Genomic DNA, 23,734 nt, shown 5'->3' on the forward strand with positions numbered 1-23,734 from the left:
GCCGGCACCGGCTTTTCGACCCGCTGTTTCTTTGTTTACTGCAGCGGCGGGATGAAGCGATTCATCCGCATAATGCCGATCAAATGTTGGTAATATAAATCGGGTTCAGCGAACATCGTCGATGGCTTAACATCAAGGTGAATGACGTCCATGCCCAGCTCCTTTGCGGTTTCCATAAATAGTTCGTACCGTTTGTTTGGCTTGACGGACGGATCGGGAATGCCTTCACGGCAAATGTAAAGTGGTTGGAAATCGCCGGGATCCGTCGGATGAAGGACAACGGCCAAGGAGACGACCGCCTGGCCTTTTTTCACCGTATGAAAGACAAAGAATCCGGACAAACGATGGCGGTTGGCCTTCGCCAATGCAATCAGCTCATATATATCGGAATATCCTTCGCCAAGTTCGATAAATCGTTGGATCATGAATCGTTCCCCCTTGCAAGCATCGTCCACCCTTAACTTTACCGGCCATCCTCGCGAATTGCAATCAAAAAAAACCTTGCGGAAATGAACCCGCAAGGCCCTTTCCAGTTCCTTGCCTCCGCGCAGGGCGGAACAAGGATCGGAAAGAATAAAGAAAAGGGAGAGGAGAAACCGGAGGAAGAACTTATGGGGAAACGTAAGTCTTCTCCGTCACTGGCAACAACGCACGAAGCGTGTTGCCATTACTCATTATGGACCGTTTGCCGATTTCTATACATGAATGGCGAAAAAATTCCGTAGTTTGACGATCATCAACTTTATGGTAAGATTACCATGAAAACAACGAATCAAATGGATGACAAGGCCACCTTGAAACGGTGAATTGGGTGAAGGCGATGAGAGTCATTTCCGGGACATGCAAAGGACGGCGTCTGCAAGCGGTTCCAGGGATGTCGACGCGGCCGACGACCGATAAAGTCAAAGAAGCGATCTTTAATATGATCGGGCCATATTTCTCAGGCGGCAACGGTCTTGATTTGTTTGCTGGCAGCGGCGGCTTGGGCATCGAGGCGCTCAGCCGAGGAATCGAGCGCGTCATTTTCGTCGATCAAGACAGGAAAGCGGTGCAGACGGTCCGAAAAAACGTGGCGGCCTGCGGGCTTGAGAAGCGGGCGGAAATTTACTGCAACGACGCCGAGCGGGCGCTGAAGGCGGTAGCGAAGCGCGGCCTCCGCTTTGCGGTTATTTTCCTTGATCCGCCGTACAAAGAGAAACAGTGGCCGACGTTGCTGTCGTCGATCGCCGGGCGTCAGTTGCTGGAACCGCACGGCGTCGTCGTCGCTGAACACTCGGCGGAGGCGGAGCTGCCGGAGGAGGTCGGCGGCCTGACACGATGGAAGCGGGAAACATACGGTATCACCGGTGTGACGATTTATAGATGGGAAGGGGATGGAAGCGATGGCGAGCATTGCGGTTTGCCCCGGGAGCTTTGACCCTGTGACGTACGGGCATTTGGATATTATTAAACGAGGGGCGAAAGTGTTTGATCAAGTGTATGTGGCGGTGTTGAACAACTCGTCGAAAAAGCCGCTGTTTACTGTCGAGGAGCGGATCGAGCTGCTTCGTGAGGTGACGCGGACGCTTCCGAACGTCCATGTCGAAGCGTTTCACGGCCTGCTTGTTGATTACGCCCGCAGCAAAAAAGCGAATGCCATTTTGCGCGGCTTGCGCGCTGTGTCCGATTTCGAATACGAAATGCAAATTACGTCGATGAACCGCGTTCTTGATGAAAACATTGAAACGTTTTTTATGATGACGAACAGCCAGTATGCGTTTTTAAGCTCGAGCATCGTCAAAGAAGTGGCGAAATACAACGGCGATATTTCCGAGCTCGTGCCCCCGGTTGTTGAGCAGGCGCTGAAGCGGAAATTTGCGTCCACGGCCGCTGATTGACGCTTCCTTATGAAAGCCGCTTAAGCGAACATTGCAGTCGGCGCCGGCCCGGTTTTGCCGTCAAGGGCGGCTCACGGCTGAGACGACGCGAACCGCCCCGATGGCTTTTTGCTGCCAAAAAGCTGGGCGCTCAAGCGTCTTATGAGCGCCCGCGCGATTTACTGACCGCCTTGATGACGAGCCATATATAAAGGCAAAGGAACAACAGTGTCAGGAGCGGCCCGTATTGCTGCAGCAACCGCCAGCCTTCATTCCAAGCGCTGTCTTTTGCGGCGTGAAGAAACGCTGGGATGTGGGTCGGCATCCCGCCGGCTGTTTTGATGTACAACGGTTTCCAAAGCAAGTATGTAAAGGAAGCGGCAAACACTCCGTGCAGCAAGCGCGCGATGAAAAACGGCTGAAAGCGGATGTTCGCTTCGGCGAGAATGCTGGCGACTTGCGCTTGGACGGAAAAACCGCCAAAAGCGAGGACGAAGCTTGTTGCCACTGCTTTTTCCATCAGCATCGCCTCATCGGTCTGACTGATCATTTGGCTGCCGAGTGTAATTTCAAACAAGCCGGAAAACACTGGGATGTCAAGCTGCTCCGGCAGCTGGGCAAGGCGGAGCAGATGGCGCAGCAATGGGGCAAGCTGTTCGGTCAAATGCATCATATACAGAAGTTTATTCATAACCGAAAAGAGAATAATAAAACCGCCGATCATTAACAGTGTTTGGACAGAAGAGCGCACGGCGTCGCCAAGAAGTTTGCCAAGCGGCTGTTCGTTTTTCAGTCGCGTGCGGTGCAGTGTGCGCAGCGCATACGGGAGCGAAAATGAGCGTGGCTGCCGCTTCGATTGCCTCCGTTCTTTTCGGATGCCGTGAAAGCGCATGATCAGCCCAACGCTAATGTTTCCTAAATAGTGGGAAACGGCCAGCACAAGGCCGAGTTGCGGGTTGTTGAAAAATCCCGCTGATACAGCTCCAAAAATAAAAAGTGGGTTGGATGAATTGGTGAACGACGAGAGCCGTTCGGCTTCAATCGTCGTCAGCTGTTTTTCCTGGTACAGGCGGGCGGTCAGCTTGGCTCCAGACGGGTAGCCGGACGCCATTCCCATGGCCCAGGCGAATCCGCCGACGCCCGGGACGCGAAACAACGGGCGCATGAGCGGCTCGAGCAAGACGCCAAGGAAGCTGACGACGCCGAAGCTGATGAGCAGCTCCGAGACGATAAAAAACGGCAAAAGCGATGGAAAGACGACCTCCCACCACATATTTAAACCGCGAATGGACGCTTCAAGCGACTGTTTTGGATAGCAAATGAGCGAAAACGCAAACAAGGTGGCGGCGGAAGCGAGCAATACGGTTTTCCATTTCGCCCCCCAATTTTGTTTCACTTTTCCCCCCCCTTTTTTTGCCGTGCGGTTTCTTGTAGTACAACCTCATATAACCTAATATACGAGCATAGGGGGGCGTTTTAGACCATAAGATGAAAGCGGATAGCGCTGCGACAAAGGGGGGAGGAGGCGTGCCGCCAAAAGTCGGATTGGCGCTCGGGTCGGGAGGAGCGCGCGGGTTCGCCCATCTTGGGGTATTGAAAGTGCTCGAGGAGGAGCATATTCCGATTTCCTATTTGGCCGGCAGCAGCATCGGCGCGCTCGTCGCCGTCCTTTACGCAAGCGGCCATGGCCTCCATCGTCTCTATCGGTTGGCTCAATCGTTTCGACGCAACGATTTTCTTGACTGGACGGTGCCGAAAATGGGACTGATCGCTGGCGAGCGCATCACGCAGTTTATTCGCTTGTTGACGAAAGGGAAACGAATCGAGGAGATGTCCCCGCCTGTGGCTGTTGTCGCCGCTGATTTGCAGACAGGGGAGAAAGTCGTGTTTCGGCAAGGGGAAGCAGCCCAGGCGGTGCGGGCGAGCATCTCGATTCCTGGCATTTTTGTGCCGGCGGAGGTGAATGGCAGACTGCTTGTCGACGGCGGCGTCGTTGACCGGGTGCCAGTGTCGGTCGTCCGAGCGATGGGAGCGGATATTGTCATCGCCGTCGATGTCTCTCCGCTCAACACAAAGGCGGAAATTGCGTCGATCGCCGATGTCATTTGGCAGAGTCTCGATATTTTGCAAGCGGAACTGGTAGCTCACCGTCAGCTCGCCTCAGACGTTATGATCCGGCCGCGAGTCGAACAGTATAGCTCGCGGGCGTTCAAGGATATTGAGGAAATCATCGCTCGCGGGGAAGAGGAGGCGCGGAAGCAAGTGGGAGCGATCCGTCAAGCGATCGAACAGTGGAAGGAGCCATCACACGAATGAAAAAACGGACGTATATTGCCCTGTTTTTCTTTGGCGCCGCCCTCACCTTTCTGCTTATTTTTATGAAGCTGCCGTATTATGTGACGATGCCGGGAAGCGCGCAAAGTTTAAAGCCGCTCGTTCACGTGGAAAACGGCGACCGCGATAAGGGAACGTTTATGCTTACGACGGTGCGGATGGGGCGGGCGAATGTGATAGCGTATTTGTTTGCCCATATCCGCCCTTTTTATGAGCTTCATCCGGTCGAGGAAATCAAGCAGGAAGGGGAGAGCGACAAGGAATATACGATGCGCCAGCTTGAGCTCATGGAACAGTCGAAGGAAGCGGCGATCGTCGTCGCTTATCGCCACGCCGGAAAGCCGGTGTCGTATGAACCTCATGGCGTTTATGTCATGAGCGTCCTCCCTGATATGCCGGCCGCCGGCCGTCTAGAGACCGGCGATCGCATCGTCGCGATCGACGGAAAGCCGCTCGGCACATCGGAGCAGATGGTCAACTACATTCTCGGAAAACAAGCGGGTGATCGCGTCCGCGTCGCATTCATTCGCGGCCGGAAGCGGCAGGAAACAGAGCTCGAGCTGAAGCCGTTTCGACAGCACCCGAACCAAGTCGGCCTTGGGGTGACACTCATGACCGATTATGACGTCCGCACCGACCCGCCGGTTGACGTGGAGTCGGAACAAATCGGCGGACCGTCGGCTGGGCTCATGTTTTCACTTGAAATTTACAACCAACTTGTCGATGAAGATATTACAAAAGGTCATAAAATCGCTGGCACCGGAACGATTGATCTTGACGGAAACGTCGGGCCGATCGGCGGTGTTTCGCAAAAAGTCGTGGCCGCTGACCGCGAAGGAGCCGAGGTGTTTTTCGCCCCGAACGAACATGGTGCGCCGACGTCGAACTATCGCGAGGCGGTGCGGACGGCGAAAAAAATCGGGACGCATATGAAAATCGTCCCGGTCGATACGTTCGACGAGGCAGTTCGTTATTTGCGTTCGATGCCGGAAACGTAAATCGGCGCCGTGGCGTATTCTTCTTTCAGCGCGGCGCTGTAGAGCGGCTCCGGAAAAGCGGCGGCGTACACAGCTGCCGCTCTTTTTTCTTGCTCATAAAGAGAGTCGCCGTTGAGTTTGGATGCTCTGGCGACGAGCGGGAGCGCAGCGCTTTTTTTCACCTGCTTTAAGTAGCGGCGGCCGGCTTCACTCATGCCGAGCAGCCGGATATAGGTCGGGTTGGCCGCTTTGGCTTGCTCCTCCTTTGTGAAATTCGTCAACACATGCGCACATAGGCGTTGCAGCCTTGTCCAGGTGTATCGCTTCGTTTTGACGGCGGCAATGAAGGCGGCAAACGTTTCGGCGTGGGCGATGTGTTGCTTCAGCCGGTGTTCGATCCCTTCCTCCACGCCGGCGATGCGGCGCAAGTCGGCCTCTGTGGCGGTCAACAGCCGATATTTTAGGAGCGGAAAATACACTTCCCAATCGTGAAAGCGCCCGTATGTCTCCCGATATTGGCGGAGTTGTTCGAGCGCAGCGGGCGGAACGTACGCCGCGATCGACTCGAGACGACCGGTTTGTCGCAATGTTTTCCGCAGGCTGGTGGCGCTCGCAATCGACGGGTGGGAAAATGATTCGTCATGATAGCCGGCGGCCAGCCGCGGAATCGTGCGCGGCATCATCGCCAGCTTGTTTTGCCAAATGGCTTTCACATACGCAAAACCAAGCACGTTGTTTGGCTTGGACAAATCAAGCGGAGCGGCGCCGAACTTTTGCCACGCTTCAGCGGCGGCTTTCGGAAAGCTTTGTCCGCGCGCCAGCCCGGTGCGGATGAGGGAATCGAACGTTTCCTTCTGTTCAAGCCATGTTTTGGCCGCGGATAAAAAAGCGGAAATTTCCCCCGATTCGCTGCCAAAGCAAAGCTCTTGGCAGCCGATCGCCGCAAGCAGCTGCACCGCCCCATGTGCGAACTGTTCAGCCGCTTGCACAGCGAAGGCGTACGGCAGCTCGATGACCACATCTACGCCGGCGGCGAGCGCCATTTTTGCCCGCGCCCATTTGGAGACGATGGCCGGCTCACCGCGCTGCAAGAAGTTTCCGCTCATGACGGCGATCAAACAGTCCGCATCTGTCTTTTGTCTCGTTTCGTTCAAATGGTGGAAATGACCGTTGTGAAACGGGTTGTATTCCACGATCACGCCGACGGCTTTCACCTTTTTTCGCTCCTTTCATGGCGATTCGCGCGGCTTGGCCGCAACGAAATGGCTGTCTATTCTATCTGAACTTAGTATGGAATAGAAAGCGGCGAAGATCAACGGCAACATGCGGTGAGGACAGCAAAAGAAACGAAGCGGTCGACCGTTTTCCGATGTCCGCGCGCCGACCGTGCATGTTCAAAATGGCATTTGGAAATGATGGGAGTATGCCGTTCTTTTCCCAAGGAATGAGTGGTTGTAAAGAAAAAACATTGACAAAACTAGAAACGAAACGTATAATTTTATTCGTTGCCTTGAGGTGATGATATGAAATGGACGGTCCAACAGCTTCGCCGTTTTCAACATAAGGAAATGGCGATTGATGAGACGGTCGATGTGTCCGATTTAAAACAAATTGACACGTTGATCCGCGATATTTCGCCGGTGCACGTCCGAGGAAAAGCGGATGTCGGGTCGACAAAATTCACGTTTCATTTGACGTTGTCCGGAACGATGGTGTTGCCTTGTTCGCGGACGCTTGTCGATGTGACGTATCCGTTTTCCATTCAGACGACGGAGACGTTTTTTGCGGATGGCAGCGGCATCGTGAAGACCGATGAGGACACCCATATGGTGGCGGGGGACACGATTGATTTGAATCCCATCATCCGCGAGTTGATTTTGCTTGAAATCCCGTTGCAGCTGATCGCCGAAGGACCGGTTGCCGGCGGAGCGCCGCAACATGGGGAAGGATGGGACGTTCTGTCGGAAGAAGAATGGGAGAAAGCGATGCAAGAGCGGGAAAAGAAAGTAGATCCTCGCCTTGCAGGGCTGGCCAAGTTTTTCGAGGAAAAACGAGAGGAATGATCGTGAGTCGGCGTTGCCGGCCGATGGCGCCGAATATTGCGCACCGTCCGGCAGCCGCCTTGTGTGCCGGCGGACGGCGGCCTCGAGGTTGACTGATTCGCCGGCATGGATATGCCAAAATGCGCCCGACAAGGAGGTGGGAATGATGGCAGTACCTTTTAGAAGAACATCGAAAACGAGAAAACGGCTGCGCCGCACGCACTTTAAACTGCAAGTGCCAGGCATGGTGCAATGCCCGAACTGCGGCGAATGGAAATTGGCGCACCGCGTCTGCAAAGCATGCGGAACATACAAAGGAAGAGATGTCGTCAACAAATAATGGCCGACATCGAACGACAGGCTGTCCGAAAAGAGGACAGCCTTTTTGATTGTCTGCAAAAAATCAACGCTGTTCGTCTAGGCGGCAGTTTTTTTCGTCGTGAGGCAGGAAATTGAAGAGAACGCGCCCAATTCATTGATGTGATGAAGAAAGGAGAGACGTGCTGATGGAAGCAATGTTGGAGCATCATGACGGCATTGCACTGTTTACGATTTGCCGTCCAGAGAAACGGAATGCGATCAATTTTGCCGTGATGGGGGCGCTTGAGGAGGCGATGGAACAGGCGGCGGCTGATCCACAGGTGAAAGTGTTCGCCATTACCGGCGCCGGCAGCGAGGCGTTTTGCTCCGGCGGCGATTTGAGCGAGTTTGGGCATTTGCGCGGCACGGAGGCAAGACAGATGCTCATGCGCATGGGAGAGCTGCTGTACAGGCTGCTGACGTTTCCGAAGCCGACGGCCGCCCTTGTCAACGGAACAGCGATGGGGGGCGGCTGCGAGCTGGCGACCGCTTGCGATTTTCGCTTTGCCAAAGAAGGAAGCCGGATCGGATTTGTGCAAGGCCGGCTTGGCATTACAACCGGCTGGGGAGGAGCGTCGATGCTGTTTGCCAAACTTCCGTACGGGCGGGCGCTTGACTTATTGCTGCGCGCCGAGCCGATGACGGCGGAGGCGATGGAAGCGTGCGGTTGGGTTGACGCCATCCTGCCAGCCGAACATTGGCGCGAACAATGGCGTGAACGGCTGGCGCCTTATGCGGAGCGGTCGCTTTCCGTCTTGCAGGCATATAAGGCCGCAGCCGGCGAAAAATGGCGAACAGCTTGGTTTCGAGAGCGGTTTTTCGCCGAGATCGCCCGTTGCGCCGAGCTGTGGGGGTCGGCTGAACATGAACAGGCATTGCGTCCTTTTTTGTGTAAGAAGTAATTTTTTCCTTCTACCGTTTCTACTAGCCGCATACATATAATGACAAAGCGGCGATAAGGGGGGAAGGGGATGACGGGAGTACGTCAAGATGCATGGACGAAAGAAGAGGATGAGTTGTTGGCGAATGTTGTGCTTCAGTATATTCGCGAAGGCGGCACCCAGCTGGAGGCGTTTGCCGAAGTCGGGCGGCGCTTGTCGCGGACGGCGGCAGCGTGCGGATTTCGCTGGAATTCGTGCGTTCGCAAGCAGTACAAGGAGGAGATCGAGCAAGCCAAGCAAGAACGGAAGATGCGAAAAAAAGAAACCCCATCAACAAAGGAAAGCGAGGGGCAGGAGAAGGTGGAAGCGGCAGTCAAAAGCCATTTGTCATGGGCGGAAGTGCTGGCCTTTTTGCAAGCTGAGGAGCAAAAGGCGCGCGACGCTCGACGGACGGCCGATGAAAACCGGGCGCTCAAAAACGATATGGAGCAGCTGCAGCAAATGGTAACGAAGTTGCAAATGGAAAAAGAATCGCTGCAAAAACAACTAGCTGCGATCCAGGAGGAGTATAAAACGCTGCTTTCCATTATGGAGCGGGCGCGCAAAATGGTGACAGACAGCGGGAAACCGGCGCCGAATGCAGTGGCTGAAGGCGTCGACGAAGGGTAAAGGCTGGCTTTTCGCCGGCTTTTTTTCTTAACGGAAGAAGAAGATCTCTGCTAAAATAAGGCTAACGCCATGTTGCAAGAAAGCGGGGGAGAAGGATTGAACATTGGGATTGTCGGCGGCGGAGCAGTCGGATTGCTGCTCGCCGCTTATCTTGGGCGGCGCCATGGGGTGACGGTCTATACGAGGCGTCCGTCCCAAGCAAGGCAGCTTGCCGAGCATGGTGTGGCGCTAAAAAAAGATGGCGAGACATCGGTCGTGGCGGTGCGCGCGCAGCCGTTTGCTGGAGCGGAGCTGGACGAGCCGCTCGTGTTTGTGACCGTCAAACAGTACGATCTCGCTTCCGTCTGTGCGCAAATCGACGCGTTTCGCCGCGTTCGCACGCTCGTTTTTTTGCAAAACGGCATGGGACATCTCGAGCAGTTGACGATGTTTGCCGACAAAAATGTCCTCGTCGGCGTCGTGGAGCATGGCGCAATGAAGCTAGATGACCGGACGGTGGCGCATACGGGCGCCGGAAAGCTGACACTTGCTTCCCGCTACGGTTCACTTGGCGACGCCCGGGAGCTTCGGGAAGGGGAGCGCGGCTTTCCGATCGAATGGGCCGATGATTGGGAGCGCATTCTTGTGGACAAGCTTGTCGTCAACGCCGTCATCAATCCGCTCACCGCTCTATTGCAAGTGAAAAACGGGGCGCTGCTAGAAACGGCTCCGTACCGCGATATGATGAGGCAGCTGTTTGATGAGGTGCGGAACGTGCTGCCGCTTGAAGACGCCAATCGGGCGTGGGAGCGCGTCGTCCGCATATGCCAAAAAACAGCGGACAACTATTCGTCGATGTATATGGACTTGGCGAACGGGCGCCGGACGGAGATTGACGCCATTTTGGGCTATGTGTTGAAACAAGGGGAGGCGCGCGGCGCTATGCTGCCGGTCGTCCGCTTTGTCTTTTGCGCGGTGAAAGGGAAGGAAGGGAGAGAGACGGATGGGTGATTGGCTCGCTTCAACGCTGGCGACGTTTGTGACCGCGCCGCTTCTGCTGTTTTTGCTCGTCTACTTCGGAGCACGCTTGGTCGGCAGGCGGAGGCGGGCAGCGTTTTACGCCGCGGTCAACGCTGCGACTGTTTTTTTCATCGCCGCTGTCTATTTTTTGCTGACAGTGCTGTTTGGGAAATCGTACTTCGTTCCTCTTCTTCTCTTTTTGTTTGGTCTGCACGCGGCGATCGCGCTTGGCTATTGGCGGAAAAAGGCGGACTTTCGGTTGCGGACGGTGTTCCGCGTCTTTTGGCGGGCGAGTTTTCTCATTTTTGCCTCCCTTTATGCCGGGCTGCTTGTATACGGAATGGCCATTCGCGTTGCGATGAGCCTTTAGTGTGGCCGAGCAAGCCTTTTTTCTCTTGGCAATAAACGTGCTATACTCATGAAAGAATACATAAGAAAGGGAGTTTTTAGCCATGGAAGTTCGCGAAATTCCGTTGCCAGCAGCGACGAAATTGGCGGCTGATTACATAACCGGCGCGTTTCCAGCAGAGAGCGGCTTCGCTTATGCCCAGGCGGACGATGAAGCGTTTTGTCGGCGGTTGGCCTATTTGCAAGGAAGAACCTATGACCGAGAAGGGCTTGCCGACTATTTGCGTGCTTATCACCGGCGCTTCTCGGCGAGTGTGGCTACGATGGCAAACATTGAGAAACTGCGCAATGAGCGAAGCGTCGTCATTGTCGGCGGGCAGCAAGCCGGGCTGTTGACTGGGCCGCTGTATACGATTTATAAGATCATCACCATCATCCAGCTTGCCAAAGAGCAGGAACGAAAATTGGGCGTGCCGGTCGTGCCGCTGTTTTGGATCGCCGGCGAAGATCATGACATCGCGGAAATCGATCATGTCTATGTCGTTGAGGAAGGAGAAGTAAAAAAAGCAGCGTACCCACACAAAACGAACGAAAAACGGATGGCCGCCGATGTGCTGCTGGACCGGATGGCTGCGAAAGAGTGGATCGAGCGCGTCGTCAAAACATATGGGGAAACGGACGTGACGAATGAGCTGCTCTTCTTTTTGTCATCGTGTCTTGATGAGGCGCGCACGTTTGTCGACTTTTTTGCCGCCATTGTGCTCCGGTTGTTCGCTGATCACGGTTTAGTTGTTTTGAACGCTGGCGATGCGGCGGTGCGGCCGCTTGAGCGCCGCTTTTTCGCTGCGCTCATTGAACGCCATCGCGATGTGACGGCCGCGGTGCTCGCTCAGCAAGAGGCGTTGCGCACGCTCGGATATGCGCCGCTGATTGAAATCGGTCGTGACGCGGCCAACTTGTTTTATTACGACGGCCGTGAACGTTCGCTTTTGCAGTATGATGAGGAACGCGGCCTGTTTCACAATAAAGCGGGAACTCTCGTTTGGACAAGAGAAGAGCTGCTTGAGCTTGCCGAAACGAATCCGGCCCGTTTAAGCAACAATGTCGTCACCCGTCCGCTCATGCAAGAGCATTTGCTGCCGACGCTCGCTTTCGTTGCCGGACCGGGGGAGATCGCTTATTGGGCGGAATTGAAAGAGGCGTTCCCGCTTTTCGACCTAGAAATGCCTCCAGTCGTGCCGCGTCTGCAGGCGACGATTGTCAGCCGTTCGCTGCAAACCGACCTGTCCGATATCGGTCTTGAGGTGGCTGATGTATTGACTGGGCGGCTCGATGAAGCAAAGCGGGAGTGGCGGGAGGCGACCGCTCAAGCGCCGCTTGCTTCGGCGTTTGCCAAAGCGAAGGCGGACATTGACGCGGCGCACCGGCCGCTTCGTGAGCTTGGGGTGGCGATTGACCGCGGATTGGAGGGATTGGTGGCGAAAAATGCCGCCATCCTTCAGGCGCAAATCGAGTTTCTTCAGCACGCGCTCGAGCGGGCGCTGTTGCGCAAACATGAGACGGAGTGGCGGAAATTTTGGCGCATCGAGACGTCGCTTCGGCCGAACGGCGCGCTCCAGGAGCGGGTTTGGAACGTGTTTTATTACATCAACCGCTACGGATTTGATTTTGTAGAAAAACTTTTGGCCATTCGCAGTCCTGGCAATGGAATGCATAAAATTGTATATATGTGAGGCTTTTTCAAAGAAAAAGTCGAAAAGAAACATCCTGCTTTGAGCAGGATTTTCTTTTTTGTGAAATGAATTGTAAAAAAACAACATTCATTAAATGGAAATAAAAGTAAAGGGGTGAAGCCGCCAGGATGGCTGTGATTGGCCCGTCCGACAAAAAGAAACAAAAAAGGACGTTTTTTTACAAAAAAAGCTAAAATTTTGTCCATCTTTGCGATATAATAAGGAGGCGGCCACTGGCCGATGTGAGTGTGGCTTTACGCAACGAAGGTGGTGGACATGTGTTTCAACATACAACAGTGTTGCTGAAAGAGGCAGTCGATGGGCTGAACATCCGCCCTGACGGCATTTACGTCGATTGTACGCTGGGCAGCGGCGGCCATAGCGAATATTTGCTCTCCCGTTTGTCGGCACGTGGGAAGCTGTTTGCCTTTGACCAAGACGAAGCCGCCATCATGCATGCGCGCGAACGGCTCGCCCGCTACGGCCGGCAAGTGCAGTTTGTGCACCGGAACTTCCGGTTTTTGCAAGAGGAGCTTTCGGCGCTTGGCGTCAAGTCCGTCGACGGCGTCTTGTTTGATTTGGGTGTTTCTTCACCGCAGCTTGACGAACCCGAGCGCGGCTTCAGTTATCAGCACGATGCGCCGCTTGATATGCGGATGAACCGCAAGCAGCGGCTGACGGCGGCGGAGATTGTCAACTGCTGGCCATACGAGGAGCTCGTCCGCATCTTTTTCCGTTACGGCGAAGAGAGGTTTTCGAAGCAAGTGGCGCGCAAAATCGAGGAAGTGCGCCGCACGAGGCCGATTAAAACGACGGGGGAGCTCGTTGATGTGATCAAGGCGGCGATTCCCGCCCCGGCTCGCCGCAGCGGCGGACACCCGGCCAAACGCATTTTTCAGGCGCTCCGCATCGCGGTCAACGACGAACTTGAGGCGTTTCGCGAGGCGCTCGAGCAGGCGATCGAACTGCTTGCACCCGGTGGACGGGTGAGCGTCATTACGTTTCATTCGCTTGAAGATCGCATTTGCAAAGAAACGTTTAAAAAGGCGAGCGAAAGTCCGCCATTGCCTCCGGGGCTTCCGGTTCTCCCCGACGACTACCGCCCCGTGCTGAAAATCATTACAAAAAAACCGATCGTTCCTTCCGAGGAAGAGCTCGAACGAAACCACCGCGCCCGTTCGGCCAAACTCCGCATTGCCGAAAAGCTGTAGATGACGAAAATAGCGGGGAAACACAACCAATTTCAATGCGGGCGCCGCCCATTGCGGCGAAAAACGAATGCATGGAGAAACAGGAGGGGAAAAATGTGAACGATGCAGCAGTCAAAGTCGCGCGTGAACAACGACATCCGGCGGCACCGCCAAGCCCGAAGACGCGGCGGAAGCAGCGCTTTCGCCTGTCGCTGGCTGAAAAGATGCTATTTGTGTTGTTTTTCTTGTTTGTCTTCTATGCGGCGGTTCATATCGTCTCGAACCAAGTGCGCATTTACGAATTGAACAAAGGGGTGCAAAAGCTCGAGGCGTCGATTGACGAGCAGAAAAAGGAGAACAATGACCTATATGTCGAGGTGCAACGGCTGAGCGCGTACGAACGCATTTTGCAAAAGGCAAAAGAGCTCGGTTTGTCGCTCAACGAAAACCATGTGAAAGTTGTGCAGGAATGATCGGTGATGGAGGCAAGAAAGCATCGCAACACCCATCAGGGAGCGTTCATCCTGTTTTGCCTGTTCGGCTTTCTCTTTTCTCTGTTGTTCGCCCGCTTTGTGCAGCTTGAATGGACCGGCAAAGCGGACGGCCAAACGCTGGCTGTGATCGCGGAGCGGCAGCATCAACAAACGCGGACGATCAAGGCGAAGCGCGGAACGATTTTCGACCGCAACGGCGCCATTTTGGCTGAAGATGTACCGTCGTATACGGTTGTGGCCATTTTGGATCCGAAGATGACAACCGATCCGGATCATCCGCACCATGTGGTCGATCCGAAAAAAACAGCGGAACAACTCGCCCCGTTGCTTGGCATGGACGTCGAGGCGATGGAACGCATTTTGACCAAAAAAGCGAAGCAAGTCGAGTTTGGGGCCTACGGCCGCAACATCAGTTTTGAGCTGAAGCGAAAAATCGAAGCGCTCCATTTGCCAGGCATCGCTTTCATCCGCGACACGAGCCGGTTTTATCCGAACGGCATGTTTGCGTCGCACGTCATCGGCTATGCGCAAAAAAATGCAGCCAACGAAACGGTCGGCAAAATGGGAGTGGAAAAAGAGCTTGACCGGTATTTGCGTGAAGAAGACGGCTATGTGTCGTTTGCCGGCGACATAAACGGCTTCCGCCTCCCCGGGGGGAAAGAGCGCATTGTCAAGCCGGACAATGGGGCAAACGTCTATTTGACGATCGACGGAAAGATTCAATCGTTTTTGGAAGATGCGATGAACAGCGTCGAGAAGCAATACAAGCCGAAAAAAATGATCGCCATCGTCGCTGATCCAAAAACAGGGAAAATTTTGGCGATGGCGACGCGTCCGAGCTTTGACCCAAACAAGCGTGATATTACGAACTTTTTAAATGACGCCATTTCCTATCCGTATGAGCCGGGATCGACGATGAAAGTGTTCACGCTCGCGGCGGCCATCAACGAAGGAGTGTATAACGGCAACGAAACGTATCGCTCCGGTTCCTACAAAGTGGGGCCGAACACGATCCGCGACCATAACGATGTCGGCTGGGGGACGATCACGTTTAATGAAGGGGTGCAGCGCTCTTCAAACGTCGCCTTTTCGATTTTAGTGAAAGAAAAGCTTGGTGAAGATCGGTTTTTGCAATATTTGCACCGTTTCCATTTTGACCGGAAAACGGGCATCGATTTGCCGAACGAAGCGGTCGGACAAATCCGCTATCGCTACCCGATTGAACGAATTACGACCGGATTCGGCCAAGGGACATCGGTGACGCCAATCCAGCAAATCCAAGCGGCGACGGCGATCGCCAACGATGGGAAAATGATGAAGCCGTATGTCATCGAGAAAGTCGTCGACCCAGACAGCGGCAAAGTCGTGCTCGATCATGGGCCGACCGTGGTCGGCGAGCCGATTACGGCGGAAACCGCGCGCAAAGTGCGCGCCATTTTAGAGACGGTCGTCACGTCCGAGCACGGCACCGGCCGTCCGTACCAAATCAACGGCTACCGCGTCGCCGGCAAAACGGGGACGGCGCAAATTCCGTCGGCTTCCGGGGGCTATTTGACCGGACGGGAAAACTACATTTTTTCGTTTTTAGGCATGGCGCCGACGGATGATCCGAAGCTTCTCATGTATGTCGCGGTCCAACAGCCGCACCTCGATGTGACTGAAACCGGAGCGGCGCCGGTGTCGCAAATTTTTACGACGGTGATGAAAAGCAGTTTGCAATATTTGCATATTGAACCGAACGGGGAAAAACGAATGAAAGCAAAGACTGCCCAACCGCAGGCGCTTGATTCATGGATCGGCCAGCCGGCGGCTTCGGCAGCCAAGCAGCTGAAGGAAAAGGGATATGTGCCGGTCGTGATCGGCCGCGGCAAATATGTTGAGCAGCAGCTTCCGCAAGGCGGCGATCACGTTCTTTTGGGCGAACGGGTCGTGTTGAAAACGGACGGGGCGGCAACGATGCCGGATTTGCGCGGCTTCTCGCTGCGCGACGCTATGAAAGTGGCTCATATACTCGGCTTGCGGCCGAGCACGAAAGGGACCGGCTATGTCGTCAGCCAAAACATTCGTCCGGGATCGGAGGTGCGCAAAGGCGATTATTTAATTGTTGAATTGGCTCCGCCGCGCCAATGGGAGAAAGAGGCGGCGGAGAAGGAGAAAGAGGCGGCTTTACGGAAAGAAGCCGAGCCGCATGAATGATTTTTGCCGTTCTATAACGGGGCGTACAAGCATATAGTGGAACGAGCCCACCATGAAGGAGGTTCCGCCATATGCGCGTATCGTACGTTACCGTGCGCAAGCGGTTGACGATCGTGTTTTTGATCGGGATTTTGATCTTTGCCATTATCGATCTCCGTCTCGGCTACGTCCAATTTTGGCTCGGCGATCTATTAGCGGAACGGGCGAAAGGGCTATGGGGCCGGAACATTCCGTTTGAGCCGAAGCGAGGCGAAATTTTGGACCGCAACGGCGTCCCGCTGGCGACGAACATGAGCGCGCCGACGGTGTATGTCATTCCGCGGCAAGTCAAAAACCCGGCAGAGGCGGCGAAAAAGCTGGCCGGGGTGCTGGGCGGTTCGATCGAATCCATCTATAAACAAATCACGCAAAAAACGTCGATCGTCCGCCTGAAAGAAGGGCGGAAAATTTCCGATGAAAAAGCGGCGAATGTGCGCTCCCTCGACTTGGATGGGGTGTATATCGCGGAAGATACGAAGCGCTACTATCCGTTTGGCAGCTATTTGTCGCACGTGCTCGGCTTCACCGGCATTGACAACCAAGGGCTCACCGGGTTGGAGCTGTATTATGACAAGGAACTGAGGGGCGAGCGCGGCTCCGTGCAGTTTTATTCCGATGCGAAAGGGCGGCGCATGCCCGATATCGCTGATGACTATACGCCGCCGACTGACGGCTTGAATTTGGTGTTGACGATCGATTCGCGCATTCAGACGATCATTGAGCGCGAACTTGACATCGCGGAGGCGAAATACAATCCGGACGGCATCATCGCGATCGCCATGGACCCGAACACCGGTGAAATTTTGGCGATGGCGAGCCGGCCGACGTTCAATCCAGCGGATTACCGGAGCGTTCCTCCGGAAATTTACAACCGCAACTTGCCGATTTGGAGCACGTACGAACCGGGATCGACGTTTAAAATCATTACGCTGGCCGCAGCGCTTGAGGAACATAAGGTGAATTTGCTGAAAGACCATTTCTTTGACCCGGGCTACGCCAAAGTAGCCGGCGCTACGCTTCGCTGCTGGAAAAAAGGCGGCCACGGAGATCAGACGTTTTTGGAAGTCGTGCAAAACTCGTGCAACCCGGGGTTTGTCGAGCTTGGCGAGCGGCTTGGAAAGGAGACGTTGTTTCGTTACATTAAGCAATTCGGTTTTGGTGAGAAAACGGGCATCGACTTGCAAGGCGAAGGAACAGGCATTTTGTTTGATTTGAAACGGGTCGGGCCGGTGGAACTGGCAACGACGGCGTTTGGCCAAGGAGTGTCGGTGACGCCGATCCAGCAAGTCGCTGCCGTGTCGGCGGCAATCAATGGCGGCATTTTGTACACTCCGTACATTGCCAAGCAGTGGGTCGACCCGGAAACAGGAGAGATCGTCCGCCGCAACACGCCAAAAGCGAAACGGCGCGTCATTTCCGAGGAAACATCGAAACAAGTCCGTTACGCACTTGAGAGCGTCGTCGCTCAAGGAACAGGGAAAAAGGCGTATGTCGAAGGGTACCGCGTCGGCGGCAAAACGGGAACGGCGCAAAAGGCGCAAGGCGGCCGCTATTTGCAAAACAACCATATCGTTTCGTTCATCGGCTTCGCTCCGGCAGATGACCCGAAGCTTGTCGTGTACGTCGCCGTCGACAACCCGAAAGGAACGGTTCAGTTCGGCGGCACGGTCGCTGCCCCGATTGTAGGAAAAATTATGGAAGATAGTTTGCGCACGTTGGGCGTGAAGCCCCGCAAAGACCAGCTCGAGAAGGAGCGCGACTGGAACGAGCCGAAAGTCATTGAAGTGCCAAACTTGATCGGAATGACAAAAAATGATTTGCAAGAGCAGCTTTTTGACTTAAAATTAGATGTTAGTGGCGAGGGAGATGTCGTTGTGGAACAATCCCCGAAGCCAGGGGCGAAAGTGAAAGAAGGCTCAACGGTCCGCATTTATTTGGCGAAACGCGAAGCGGCGGAAGAACGGTAAGACACGGTAAGACGAACGTGCAAGGGGCGACCGATGCGATGACACATCGGGTTGGTTGTGCCCCTTTTTCCGCTGTCTGCCTAACGGAGCGGACGATTTCGAAGCGAAAGGGATGAACGAAATATGAAACTGCTGACGCTGCTGTCACACTTGCCCGGTTTTTGGGTGCACCATGGAGGCAATCCCGATATCGTGGCGCTCGAAATGGACTCGCGCCGCGTTGCCTCCGGTTCTCTCTTTTTTTGCCTTAAAGGGTTTACAGTAGACGGACACGACTTTGCCGAGGAAGCGGTGGCGCGCAAAGCGGCGGCGATCGTGGCCGAGCGGCCGCTTTCCGTTGATGTTCCCGTCGTTCTTGTGTCGGACAGCCGGCGGGCGATGGCGATTTTAGCGGACGCGTTTTACGGGCGGCCGACCCACCGCCTTCATTTAATCGGAGTGACAGGCACAAACGGCAAGACGACGACAACGTCGATCATCGAACAAATCGCGAGAAAAGCCGGCAAGAAAACAGGGCTCATTGGCACGGTTCACATCAAGGTCGGCGACCGCTCCTATCCGGCGGCCAATACGACGCCGGAGTCGCTCATTTTGCAGCGCACGTTTAAACAGATGGTCGATGAAGGAGTGGAGTTTGTCGCCATGGAAGTGTCGTCGCACGCGCTGCACCAAGGGCGGGTGCATGGCTGCGATTACGATGTGGCCGTCTTTACGAACTTAACGCAAGACCATTTGGATTATCACGGGACAATGGAAGAATATCGGAACGCCAAAGGGCTTTTGTTTGCCCAGCTCGGCAACCGCTACGACGAACGGCGGCCGAAATTTGCCGTTCTCAATCATGACGATCCGGTTTCGCAGTATTATAAACATATGACGGCCGCGCCGATCGTCACATACGGGATGAGGGAAAAAAGCGATGTGATGGCGGAACAGATCCGCATGACCGCAGGCGGCATGGCGTTTCGGCTTTGCACGCCGCACGGATCGGCGGCGGTCGAAACGAAACTTGTCGGCTCGTTCAATGTCTATAACATTCTCGCCGCTGCCGCTGCCTGCCTTGCCTCTGGCTTTTCGCTTGAAACGATCGCCGCGGCGCTTGCGGATGTCGAGCCGGTGCCGGGGCGGTTTGAAACGGTTGATGAAGGGCAAAACTTTACGATCATCGTCGATTACGCCCACACGCCGGACAGTTTAGAAAATGCCTTAAAAACGGTGCGCCAATTGGCGAAGCGAAACGTGTATGTCGTCATCGGCTGCGGCGGCGACCGCGACCGGTCGAAACGGCCGCTCATGGCGCAGGTGGCGGTGCGGTATGCGGATGTCGCTATTTTTACCTCCGACAATCCGCGTTCGGAAGACCCGAAGCAAATTTTGCGCGACATGGAAGCGGGAGTAAGCGCTGAGATCGGAAAGCATGTGACGATTCCTGACCGTGAAGAGGCGATCCGCTACGCCATTGGCCAGGCGCAGGAAGGCGATGTTGTGTTGATTGCCGGCAAAGGGCATGAAACGTATCAAATCATTGGCAACGATGTGATTGAGTTTGACGATCGCGCTGTTGCCCGAGCGGCAGTGAAGGAGAGAGGATGACCATGATCGCATACAGGACGGTGCAATCGATGGCGGTGGAGGCGCGCGGCATTGTTGATGAAACGATCCGCTTTCACGCCGTGTTCGTCAACCCAGCCAAACAAGTGAAAAAAGGGTTGTTCGTTCCGCTCGAAAACGGGGCGGAAACATTGAAAACGGCGATTGAACACGGAGCGATCGCTTCATTTTGGCGTCTGGGAGAGCCGTTGCCGCGCTACATTCCAAATCAATTTCCGATCTTTTTCGTTCCGTCGCCGCTCGAGGCGGCAGCGGCATTGTTCGAGCGATACTTGGAGCAAGACCGTGCAGAGGGTGTGCAGTTTTTCTTCGCTCTTCCTGAAGACAGCCCCCTTGCTGGCGAGGCTGTGCGCCGCCGACTGGCGGAATTGGAGAAGCGATGGCTGGACGCTCGGCCGTTTAAAGGATGTGACGATGCATGCCAGAACAAGCGATCGTGATTGCCATGGCGGTTTCCTTTCTCATCACTGTCGTTTTGTCGCCGCTGTTCATCCCGTTTTTGCGGCGGTTGAAATTCGGACAAAGCATCCGCGAGGAAGGGCCGAAGTCGCATCAAAAAAAATCAGGCACGCCGACGATGGGCGGCATCATGATTTTGTTGGCGATTGTGGCAACGACCTTATGGATCACACCAAAAATCGCCGGCTTGTCGACGAGGACGTATTTGCTGTTGTTGGTCACCGTCGGCTATGGGGTGCTCGGCTTCCTCGACGATATGATCAAAGTCGTGATGAAGCGAAATCTTGGCTTGACGAGCCGGCAAAAATTTATCGGCCAGCTCCTTATCGCAGCCATCTTTTTTGCCGTCTACCGCCAAAGCGGCTTTTCGACGGTGTTACATATTCCCGGCGCCGATTGGTCGGTCGACCTCGGATGGGCGTACGGCGTGCTCTTGTTGTTCATGCTTGTCGGCGGTTCGAACGCTGTCAACTTGACCGACGGGCTTGACGGGCTGCTTGCCGGAACGGCGGCGATCGCCTTTGGCGCTTATGCCGTCTTGGCTTGGAATCAAGGCCAGTACGATGTCGCTGTATTTTGCGTCGCTGTTGTTGGCGCCGTGCTTGGCTTTTTAGTGTTTAACGCCCACCCAGCGAAAGTGTTTATGGGCGACACCGGCTCGCTCGCACTTGGCGGGGCGATCGCCGCTGTCGCTGTCCTGACGAAGCTTGAGCTGTTGCTTGTCATCATCGGCGGTGTGTTTGTCATCGAGACGCTGTCGGTCATCATTCAAGTGGCTTCGTTCAAAACGACGGGACGGCGCGTGTTCCGCATGAGTCCGCTTCATCATCATTATGAGCTTGTCGGCTGGTCAGAATGGCGGATCGTTGTGACGTTTTGGGCCGTCGGCCTTTTATTTGCGATGCTAGCAATTTATATCGAGGTGTGGATGTAATTGAAACCGACTCGTTTTTATCAACATCGTCGTGTGCTTGTCATTGGATTGGCGAAAAGCGGAGCGGCGGCAGCTCGGCTTCTTGCGGAGTTAGGCGCTAAGGTCGTCGTCAATGATCAAAAGCCGCTTTCGGAAAACATGGAGGCCAAGCAGCTTGAACCGCTGGGCATTCGCGTCGTTTGCGGCGGTCATCCGCTTGAACTGCTTGATGAGCCGTTTGACCTTGTCGTGAAAAACCCGGGCATTCCGTACACGAACCCGATGGTGAAAAAGGCGCTTGAGAAGGGGCTTCCGGTTGTGACCGAAGTGGAGCTTGCTTATCACATTTCCGAAGGGCCGTTTATCGGCATCACCGGGTCCAACGGAAAAACGACGACGACGACGCTCATTTACGAAATGTTAAAAGCGGACGGCCAAGATCCGCTGCTTGCCGGCAACATCGGCCTTGTCGCCTGCGAGGTGGCGAGGGAAGCGAAGCCGGGGCAATGGCTTGTCACGGAACTGTCTTCGTTCCAGCTTGCCGGCATTGACAAGTTTCGCCCAGCCATTGCGGTTTTGCTCAATATTTTCGACGCCCACTTGGACTACCACGGAACGAAAGAGGCGTATGCAGCGGCAAAGGCGAACATTTTCCGCAATCAAACGGAGCGCGATTATGCCGTCGTCAATGCCGACGATCCGCTCGTGATGAACATTGCCTCCTCGGTTCGATCGCAAAAAGTGCTGTTTTCGGCGACGAAGCTTCTTGGCGAAGGGGCGTACGTTCAAGATGGCGCCATCTATTGGAACGGTGATCCAGTTATCAGAATCGCTGACATCGTTCTTCCTGGACAGCACAATTTGGAAAACATTTTAGCGGCGGTGGCGGCCGCCAAGCTGGCCGGCGCCAGTGATGAGGCGATCCGCCAGGTGCTGGCGACGTTTTCCGGCGTGAAACATCGGCTTCAGTATGTGGCGGAAATTGACGGCCGGCGGTTTTACAACGACTCGAAAGCGACGAACATCTTAGCGACGCAAAAGGCGCTTTCAGCGTTTGCCGGCGAGCCGGTCATTTTGCTCGCTGGCGGGCTTGACCGCGGCAATGAGTTTGATGATCTTCTCCCGTATTTGCAACAGGTGAAGGCGGTCGTACTGTTCGGCCAGACGGCGGATAAAATCGGCCGCATCGCCCAAAAAGCGGGAATAGAAACGATCCGATATGTCGATAATGTGGAAAAAGCCGTCCCGGTTGCTTTCGAGCTTTCCGAACCGGGCGACGTCATTTTGCTCTCTCCAGCATGCGCCAGCTGGGATCAATACAAAACTTTCGAGGAGAGAGGGGACATTTTTATCAATGCCGTGCATAAGTTGAAATAGAGGGAAAGGGACAGCCCTTCCCCTCTAGTTTACAAAAATAGAGGTGTTGGGCATTGCCGCGGAAAAAGTCTGCGCCGGATTTTTTGCTCATTCTTTTGACGTTTTCGCTCTTGGCCATCGGACTTATTATGGTGTACAGCGCGAGCGCCATTTGGGCGGAATACAAATTCAACGATTCGTTTTTCTTCGCCAAGCGCCAGCTATTGTTTGCGGGCGTCGGCATTATCGCTATGTTTTTTGTCATGAACATCGATTATTGGGTGTGGCGCGACTGGTCGAAAGTGCTGCTTGGCGTCTGTTTTGTGCTGCTCGTTCTTGTGCTCATTCCCGGCATCGGCATGGTTCGCAACGGGTCGCGCAGCTGGATCGGCGTCGGGGCGTTTTCGATCCAGCCGTCCGAGTTTATGAAGCTGGCTATGATCGCGTTTTTGGCCAAATATTTATCGGAAAACCAAAAAAAAATTACGTCATTTAAACAAGGACTGTTGCCGGCGCTTTTGCTTGTGTTTGCCGCGTTCGGCATGATTATGCTGCAGCCGGACTTAGGAACGGGCACCGTTATGGTTGGTACGTGCGTGACGATGATTTTCGTCGCCGGCGCCCGTCTCAGCCATTTTGCCGGGCTTGGCGTTTTGGGGCTCGCTGGGCTTGCCGCCCTCATCCTGTCGGCTCCATATCGAATCAAGCGGATTACATCGTTTTTAAACCCATGGGAAGATCCACTTGGAAGCGGATTTCAAATCATCCAGTCGCTGTACGCCATTGGGCCGGGCGGCTTGTTCGGCCTTGGGCTCGGGCAGAGCAGACAAAAGTTTTTTTACTTGCCGGAGCCGCAAACCGACTTTATTTTCGCCATTTTAGCTGAAGAGCTCGGCTTTATCGGTGGTTCACTCGTTCTCCTGCTCTTTGCTCTTCTTCTTTGGCGCGGTGTGCGCATTGCCCTTGGCGCCCCTGACTTGTACGGAAGTTTTTTGGCGCTTGGCATTATTTCGATGATCGCGATTCAAGTGATGATCAATATCGGCGTTGTGACGGGACTGATGCCCGTTACCGGCATCACGCTCCCGTTTTTAAGCTACGGCGGATCGTCGCTGACGTTGATGTTGATGGCCATCGGCGTGCTGCTTAATATCAGCAGGCATGCCCGGTATTAGGCAAGCGGCGGATGTCCGCCGTTTTTTTGGCGTCTCTCGAACGCAGCCCATCGTCGAACGGTGCCGGCAAATGCGATAAAAACAGGCTCTCTCTTGCATTCATTTGTGATATAATGAAAATAAGTGCAAAAACAA

23 protein-coding genes are annotated in these 23,734 nt (G+C 54.7%); 20 read left to right on the plus strand and 3 right to left on the minus strand.

The window, feature by feature from the left end; genetic code table 11:
• Positions 1-35: 35 nt before the first annotated feature.
• Positions 36-425 (minus strand): hypothetical protein, encoded by a 390-nt coding sequence (locus GHH_RS05110; protein WP_011230597.1) that lies wholly within the window; start codon positions 423-425, stop codon positions 36-38.
• A 395-nt stretch (positions 426-820) separates the two neighbouring features.
• On the opposite strand from GHH_RS05110, the gene rsmD reads away from it, so the two are divergent.
• Both rsmD and coaD read left to right on the plus strand, forming a co-directional pair.
• Positions 821-1,417, plus strand: coding sequence for a 16S rRNA (guanine(966)-N(2))-methyltransferase RsmD (gene rsmD, locus GHH_RS05115; RefSeq protein ID WP_011230598.1), 597 nt, complete (start codon positions 821-823; stop codon positions 1,415-1,417).
• Positions 1,383-1,877: a pantetheine-phosphate adenylyltransferase gene (gene coaD / locus GHH_RS05120; protein WP_011230599.1), complete on the plus strand. Its 495-nt coding sequence runs from the start codon at positions 1,383-1,385 to the stop codon at positions 1,875-1,877. Before rsmD ends, coaD begins: the two co-directional genes overlap by 35 nt.
• A 139-nt stretch (positions 1,878-2,016) precedes the next feature.
• Here coaD and ylbJ read toward each other — a convergent pair whose 3' ends face one another.
• On the minus strand, positions 2,017-3,252 hold the full coding sequence (gene ylbJ / locus GHH_RS05125; RefSeq protein ID WP_011230600.1) for a sporulation integral membrane protein YlbJ: 1,236 nt from the start codon (positions 3,250-3,252) through the stop codon (positions 2,017-2,019).
• Between the two features lie 131 nt (positions 3,253-3,383).
• Between ylbJ and GHH_RS05130 the strand changes: the two genes are divergently transcribed.
• Complete coding sequence (locus GHH_RS05130; RefSeq protein WP_011230601.1) at positions 3,384-4,172, plus strand: patatin-like phospholipase family protein; 789 nt, start codon at positions 3,384-3,386, stop codon at positions 4,170-4,172.
• Positions 4,169-5,188, plus strand: a complete 1,020-nt coding sequence (locus GHH_RS05135) for a SepM family pheromone-processing serine protease (RefSeq protein WP_015374352.1) — start codon at positions 4,169-4,171, stop codon at positions 5,186-5,188. Before GHH_RS05130 ends, GHH_RS05135 begins: the two co-directional genes overlap by 4 nt.
• Here the strand turns inward: GHH_RS05135 and GHH_RS05140 are convergent.
• Positions 5,161-6,381 carry a nucleotidyltransferase gene (locus GHH_RS05140; RefSeq protein ID WP_014195366.1) on the minus strand — a complete coding sequence of 407 codons (1,221 nt, stop codon included), beginning with the start codon at positions 6,379-6,381 and terminating at the stop codon, positions 5,161-5,163. The two genes, GHH_RS05135 and GHH_RS05140, sit on opposite strands and share 28 nt — an antisense overlap.
• Positions 6,382-6,690: 309 nt before the next feature.
• Between GHH_RS05140 and GHH_RS05145 the strand changes: the two genes are divergently transcribed.
• From GHH_RS05145 to spoVE, 16 genes are all read left to right on the plus strand, one after another.
• Positions 6,691-7,230, plus strand: a complete 540-nt coding sequence (locus GHH_RS05145; RefSeq protein WP_011230604.1) for a DUF177 domain-containing protein — start codon at positions 6,691-6,693, stop codon at positions 7,228-7,230.
• A gap of 145 nt (positions 7,231-7,375) precedes the next feature.
• The gene (gene rpmF / locus GHH_RS05150; protein ID WP_011230605.1) at positions 7,376-7,549 is read left to right on the plus strand and encodes a 50S ribosomal protein L32; all 174 of its coding nucleotides are present in this window, start codon (positions 7,376-7,378) and stop codon (positions 7,547-7,549) included.
• A gap of 166 nt (positions 7,550-7,715) precedes the next feature.
• Positions 7,716-8,471, plus strand: coding sequence for an enoyl-CoA hydratase/isomerase family protein (locus GHH_RS05155; RefSeq protein WP_011230606.1), 756 nt, complete (start codon positions 7,716-7,718; stop codon positions 8,469-8,471).
• Between the two features lie 69 nt (positions 8,472-8,540).
• Complete coding sequence (locus GHH_RS05160; protein ID WP_011230607.1) at positions 8,541-9,119, plus strand: RsfA family transcriptional regulator; 579 nt, start codon at positions 8,541-8,543, stop codon at positions 9,117-9,119.
• A 69-nt stretch (positions 9,120-9,188) separates the two neighbouring features.
• Positions 9,189-10,109: a 2-dehydropantoate 2-reductase gene (locus tag GHH_RS05165; protein ID WP_014195370.1), complete on the plus strand. Its 921-nt coding sequence runs from the start codon at positions 9,189-9,191 to the stop codon at positions 10,107-10,109.
• Complete coding sequence (locus tag GHH_RS05170; RefSeq protein ID WP_011230609.1) at positions 10,102-10,488, plus strand: DUF3397 domain-containing protein; 387 nt, start codon at positions 10,102-10,104, stop codon at positions 10,486-10,488. The genes GHH_RS05165 and GHH_RS05170 overlap by 8 nt, the downstream gene beginning before the upstream one ends.
• An 82-nt stretch (positions 10,489-10,570) precedes the next feature.
• Positions 10,571-12,199 carry a bacillithiol biosynthesis cysteine-adding enzyme BshC gene (gene bshC, locus GHH_RS05175; protein WP_011230610.1) on the plus strand — a complete coding sequence of 543 codons (1,629 nt, stop codon included), beginning with the start codon at positions 10,571-10,573 and terminating at the stop codon, positions 12,197-12,199.
• Between the two features lie 278 nt (positions 12,200-12,477).
• Positions 12,478-13,410: a 16S rRNA (cytosine(1402)-N(4))-methyltransferase RsmH gene (gene rsmH, locus GHH_RS05180; RefSeq protein WP_015374353.1), complete on the plus strand. Its 933-nt coding sequence runs from the start codon at positions 12,478-12,480 to the stop codon at positions 13,408-13,410.
• Between the two features lie 95 nt (positions 13,411-13,505).
• Entirely contained in the window at positions 13,506-13,862 is a 357-nt protein-coding gene (gene ftsL / locus GHH_RS05185) for a cell division protein FtsL (RefSeq protein ID WP_011230612.1), read from the plus strand.
• Between the two features lie 6 nt (positions 13,863-13,868).
• On the plus strand, positions 13,869-16,079 hold the full coding sequence (locus GHH_RS05190; RefSeq protein ID WP_015374354.1) for a penicillin-binding protein: 2,211 nt from the start codon (positions 13,869-13,871) through the stop codon (positions 16,077-16,079).
• Between the two features lie 71 nt (positions 16,080-16,150).
• A complete protein-coding gene (locus GHH_RS05195) occupies positions 16,151-18,085 on the plus strand; it encodes a stage V sporulation protein D (protein WP_015374355.1) in 1,935 nt (644 codons plus the stop codon).
• Between the two features lie 123 nt (positions 18,086-18,208).
• Positions 18,209-19,678 carry a UDP-N-acetylmuramoyl-L-alanyl-D-glutamate--2,6-diaminopimelate ligase gene (locus GHH_RS05200; protein WP_015374356.1) on the plus strand — a complete coding sequence of 490 codons (1,470 nt, stop codon included), beginning with the start codon at positions 18,209-18,211 and terminating at the stop codon, positions 19,676-19,678.
• Positions 19,675-20,136 carry a hypothetical protein gene (locus GHH_RS05205; RefSeq protein ID WP_011230616.1) on the plus strand — a complete coding sequence of 154 codons (462 nt, stop codon included), beginning with the start codon at positions 19,675-19,677 and terminating at the stop codon, positions 20,134-20,136. Before GHH_RS05200 ends, GHH_RS05205 begins: the two co-directional genes overlap by 4 nt.
• Positions 20,115-21,089, plus strand: a complete 975-nt coding sequence (gene mraY / locus GHH_RS05210) for a phospho-N-acetylmuramoyl-pentapeptide-transferase (RefSeq protein ID WP_015374357.1) — start codon at positions 20,115-20,117, stop codon at positions 21,087-21,089. Before GHH_RS05205 ends, mraY begins: the two co-directional genes overlap by 22 nt.
• Positions 21,090-22,445 carry a UDP-N-acetylmuramoyl-L-alanine--D-glutamate ligase gene (gene murD / locus GHH_RS05215; RefSeq protein ID WP_013145847.1) on the plus strand — a complete coding sequence of 452 codons (1,356 nt, stop codon included), beginning with the start codon at positions 21,090-21,092 and terminating at the stop codon, positions 22,443-22,445. It abuts the gene before it with no gap.
• A gap of 53 nt (positions 22,446-22,498) precedes the next feature.
• Positions 22,499-23,599 carry a stage V sporulation protein E gene (spoVE, locus tag GHH_RS05220; protein WP_011230619.1) on the plus strand — a complete coding sequence of 367 codons (1,101 nt, stop codon included), beginning with the start codon at positions 22,499-22,501 and terminating at the stop codon, positions 23,597-23,599.
• Positions 23,600-23,734 lie beyond the last annotated feature (135 nt).

The organism is Geobacillus sp. GHH01 (assembly GCF_000336445.1).
In the GTDB taxonomy this organism is placed as follows: domain Bacteria; phylum Bacillota; class Bacilli; order Bacillales; family Anoxybacillaceae; genus Geobacillus; species Geobacillus zalihae.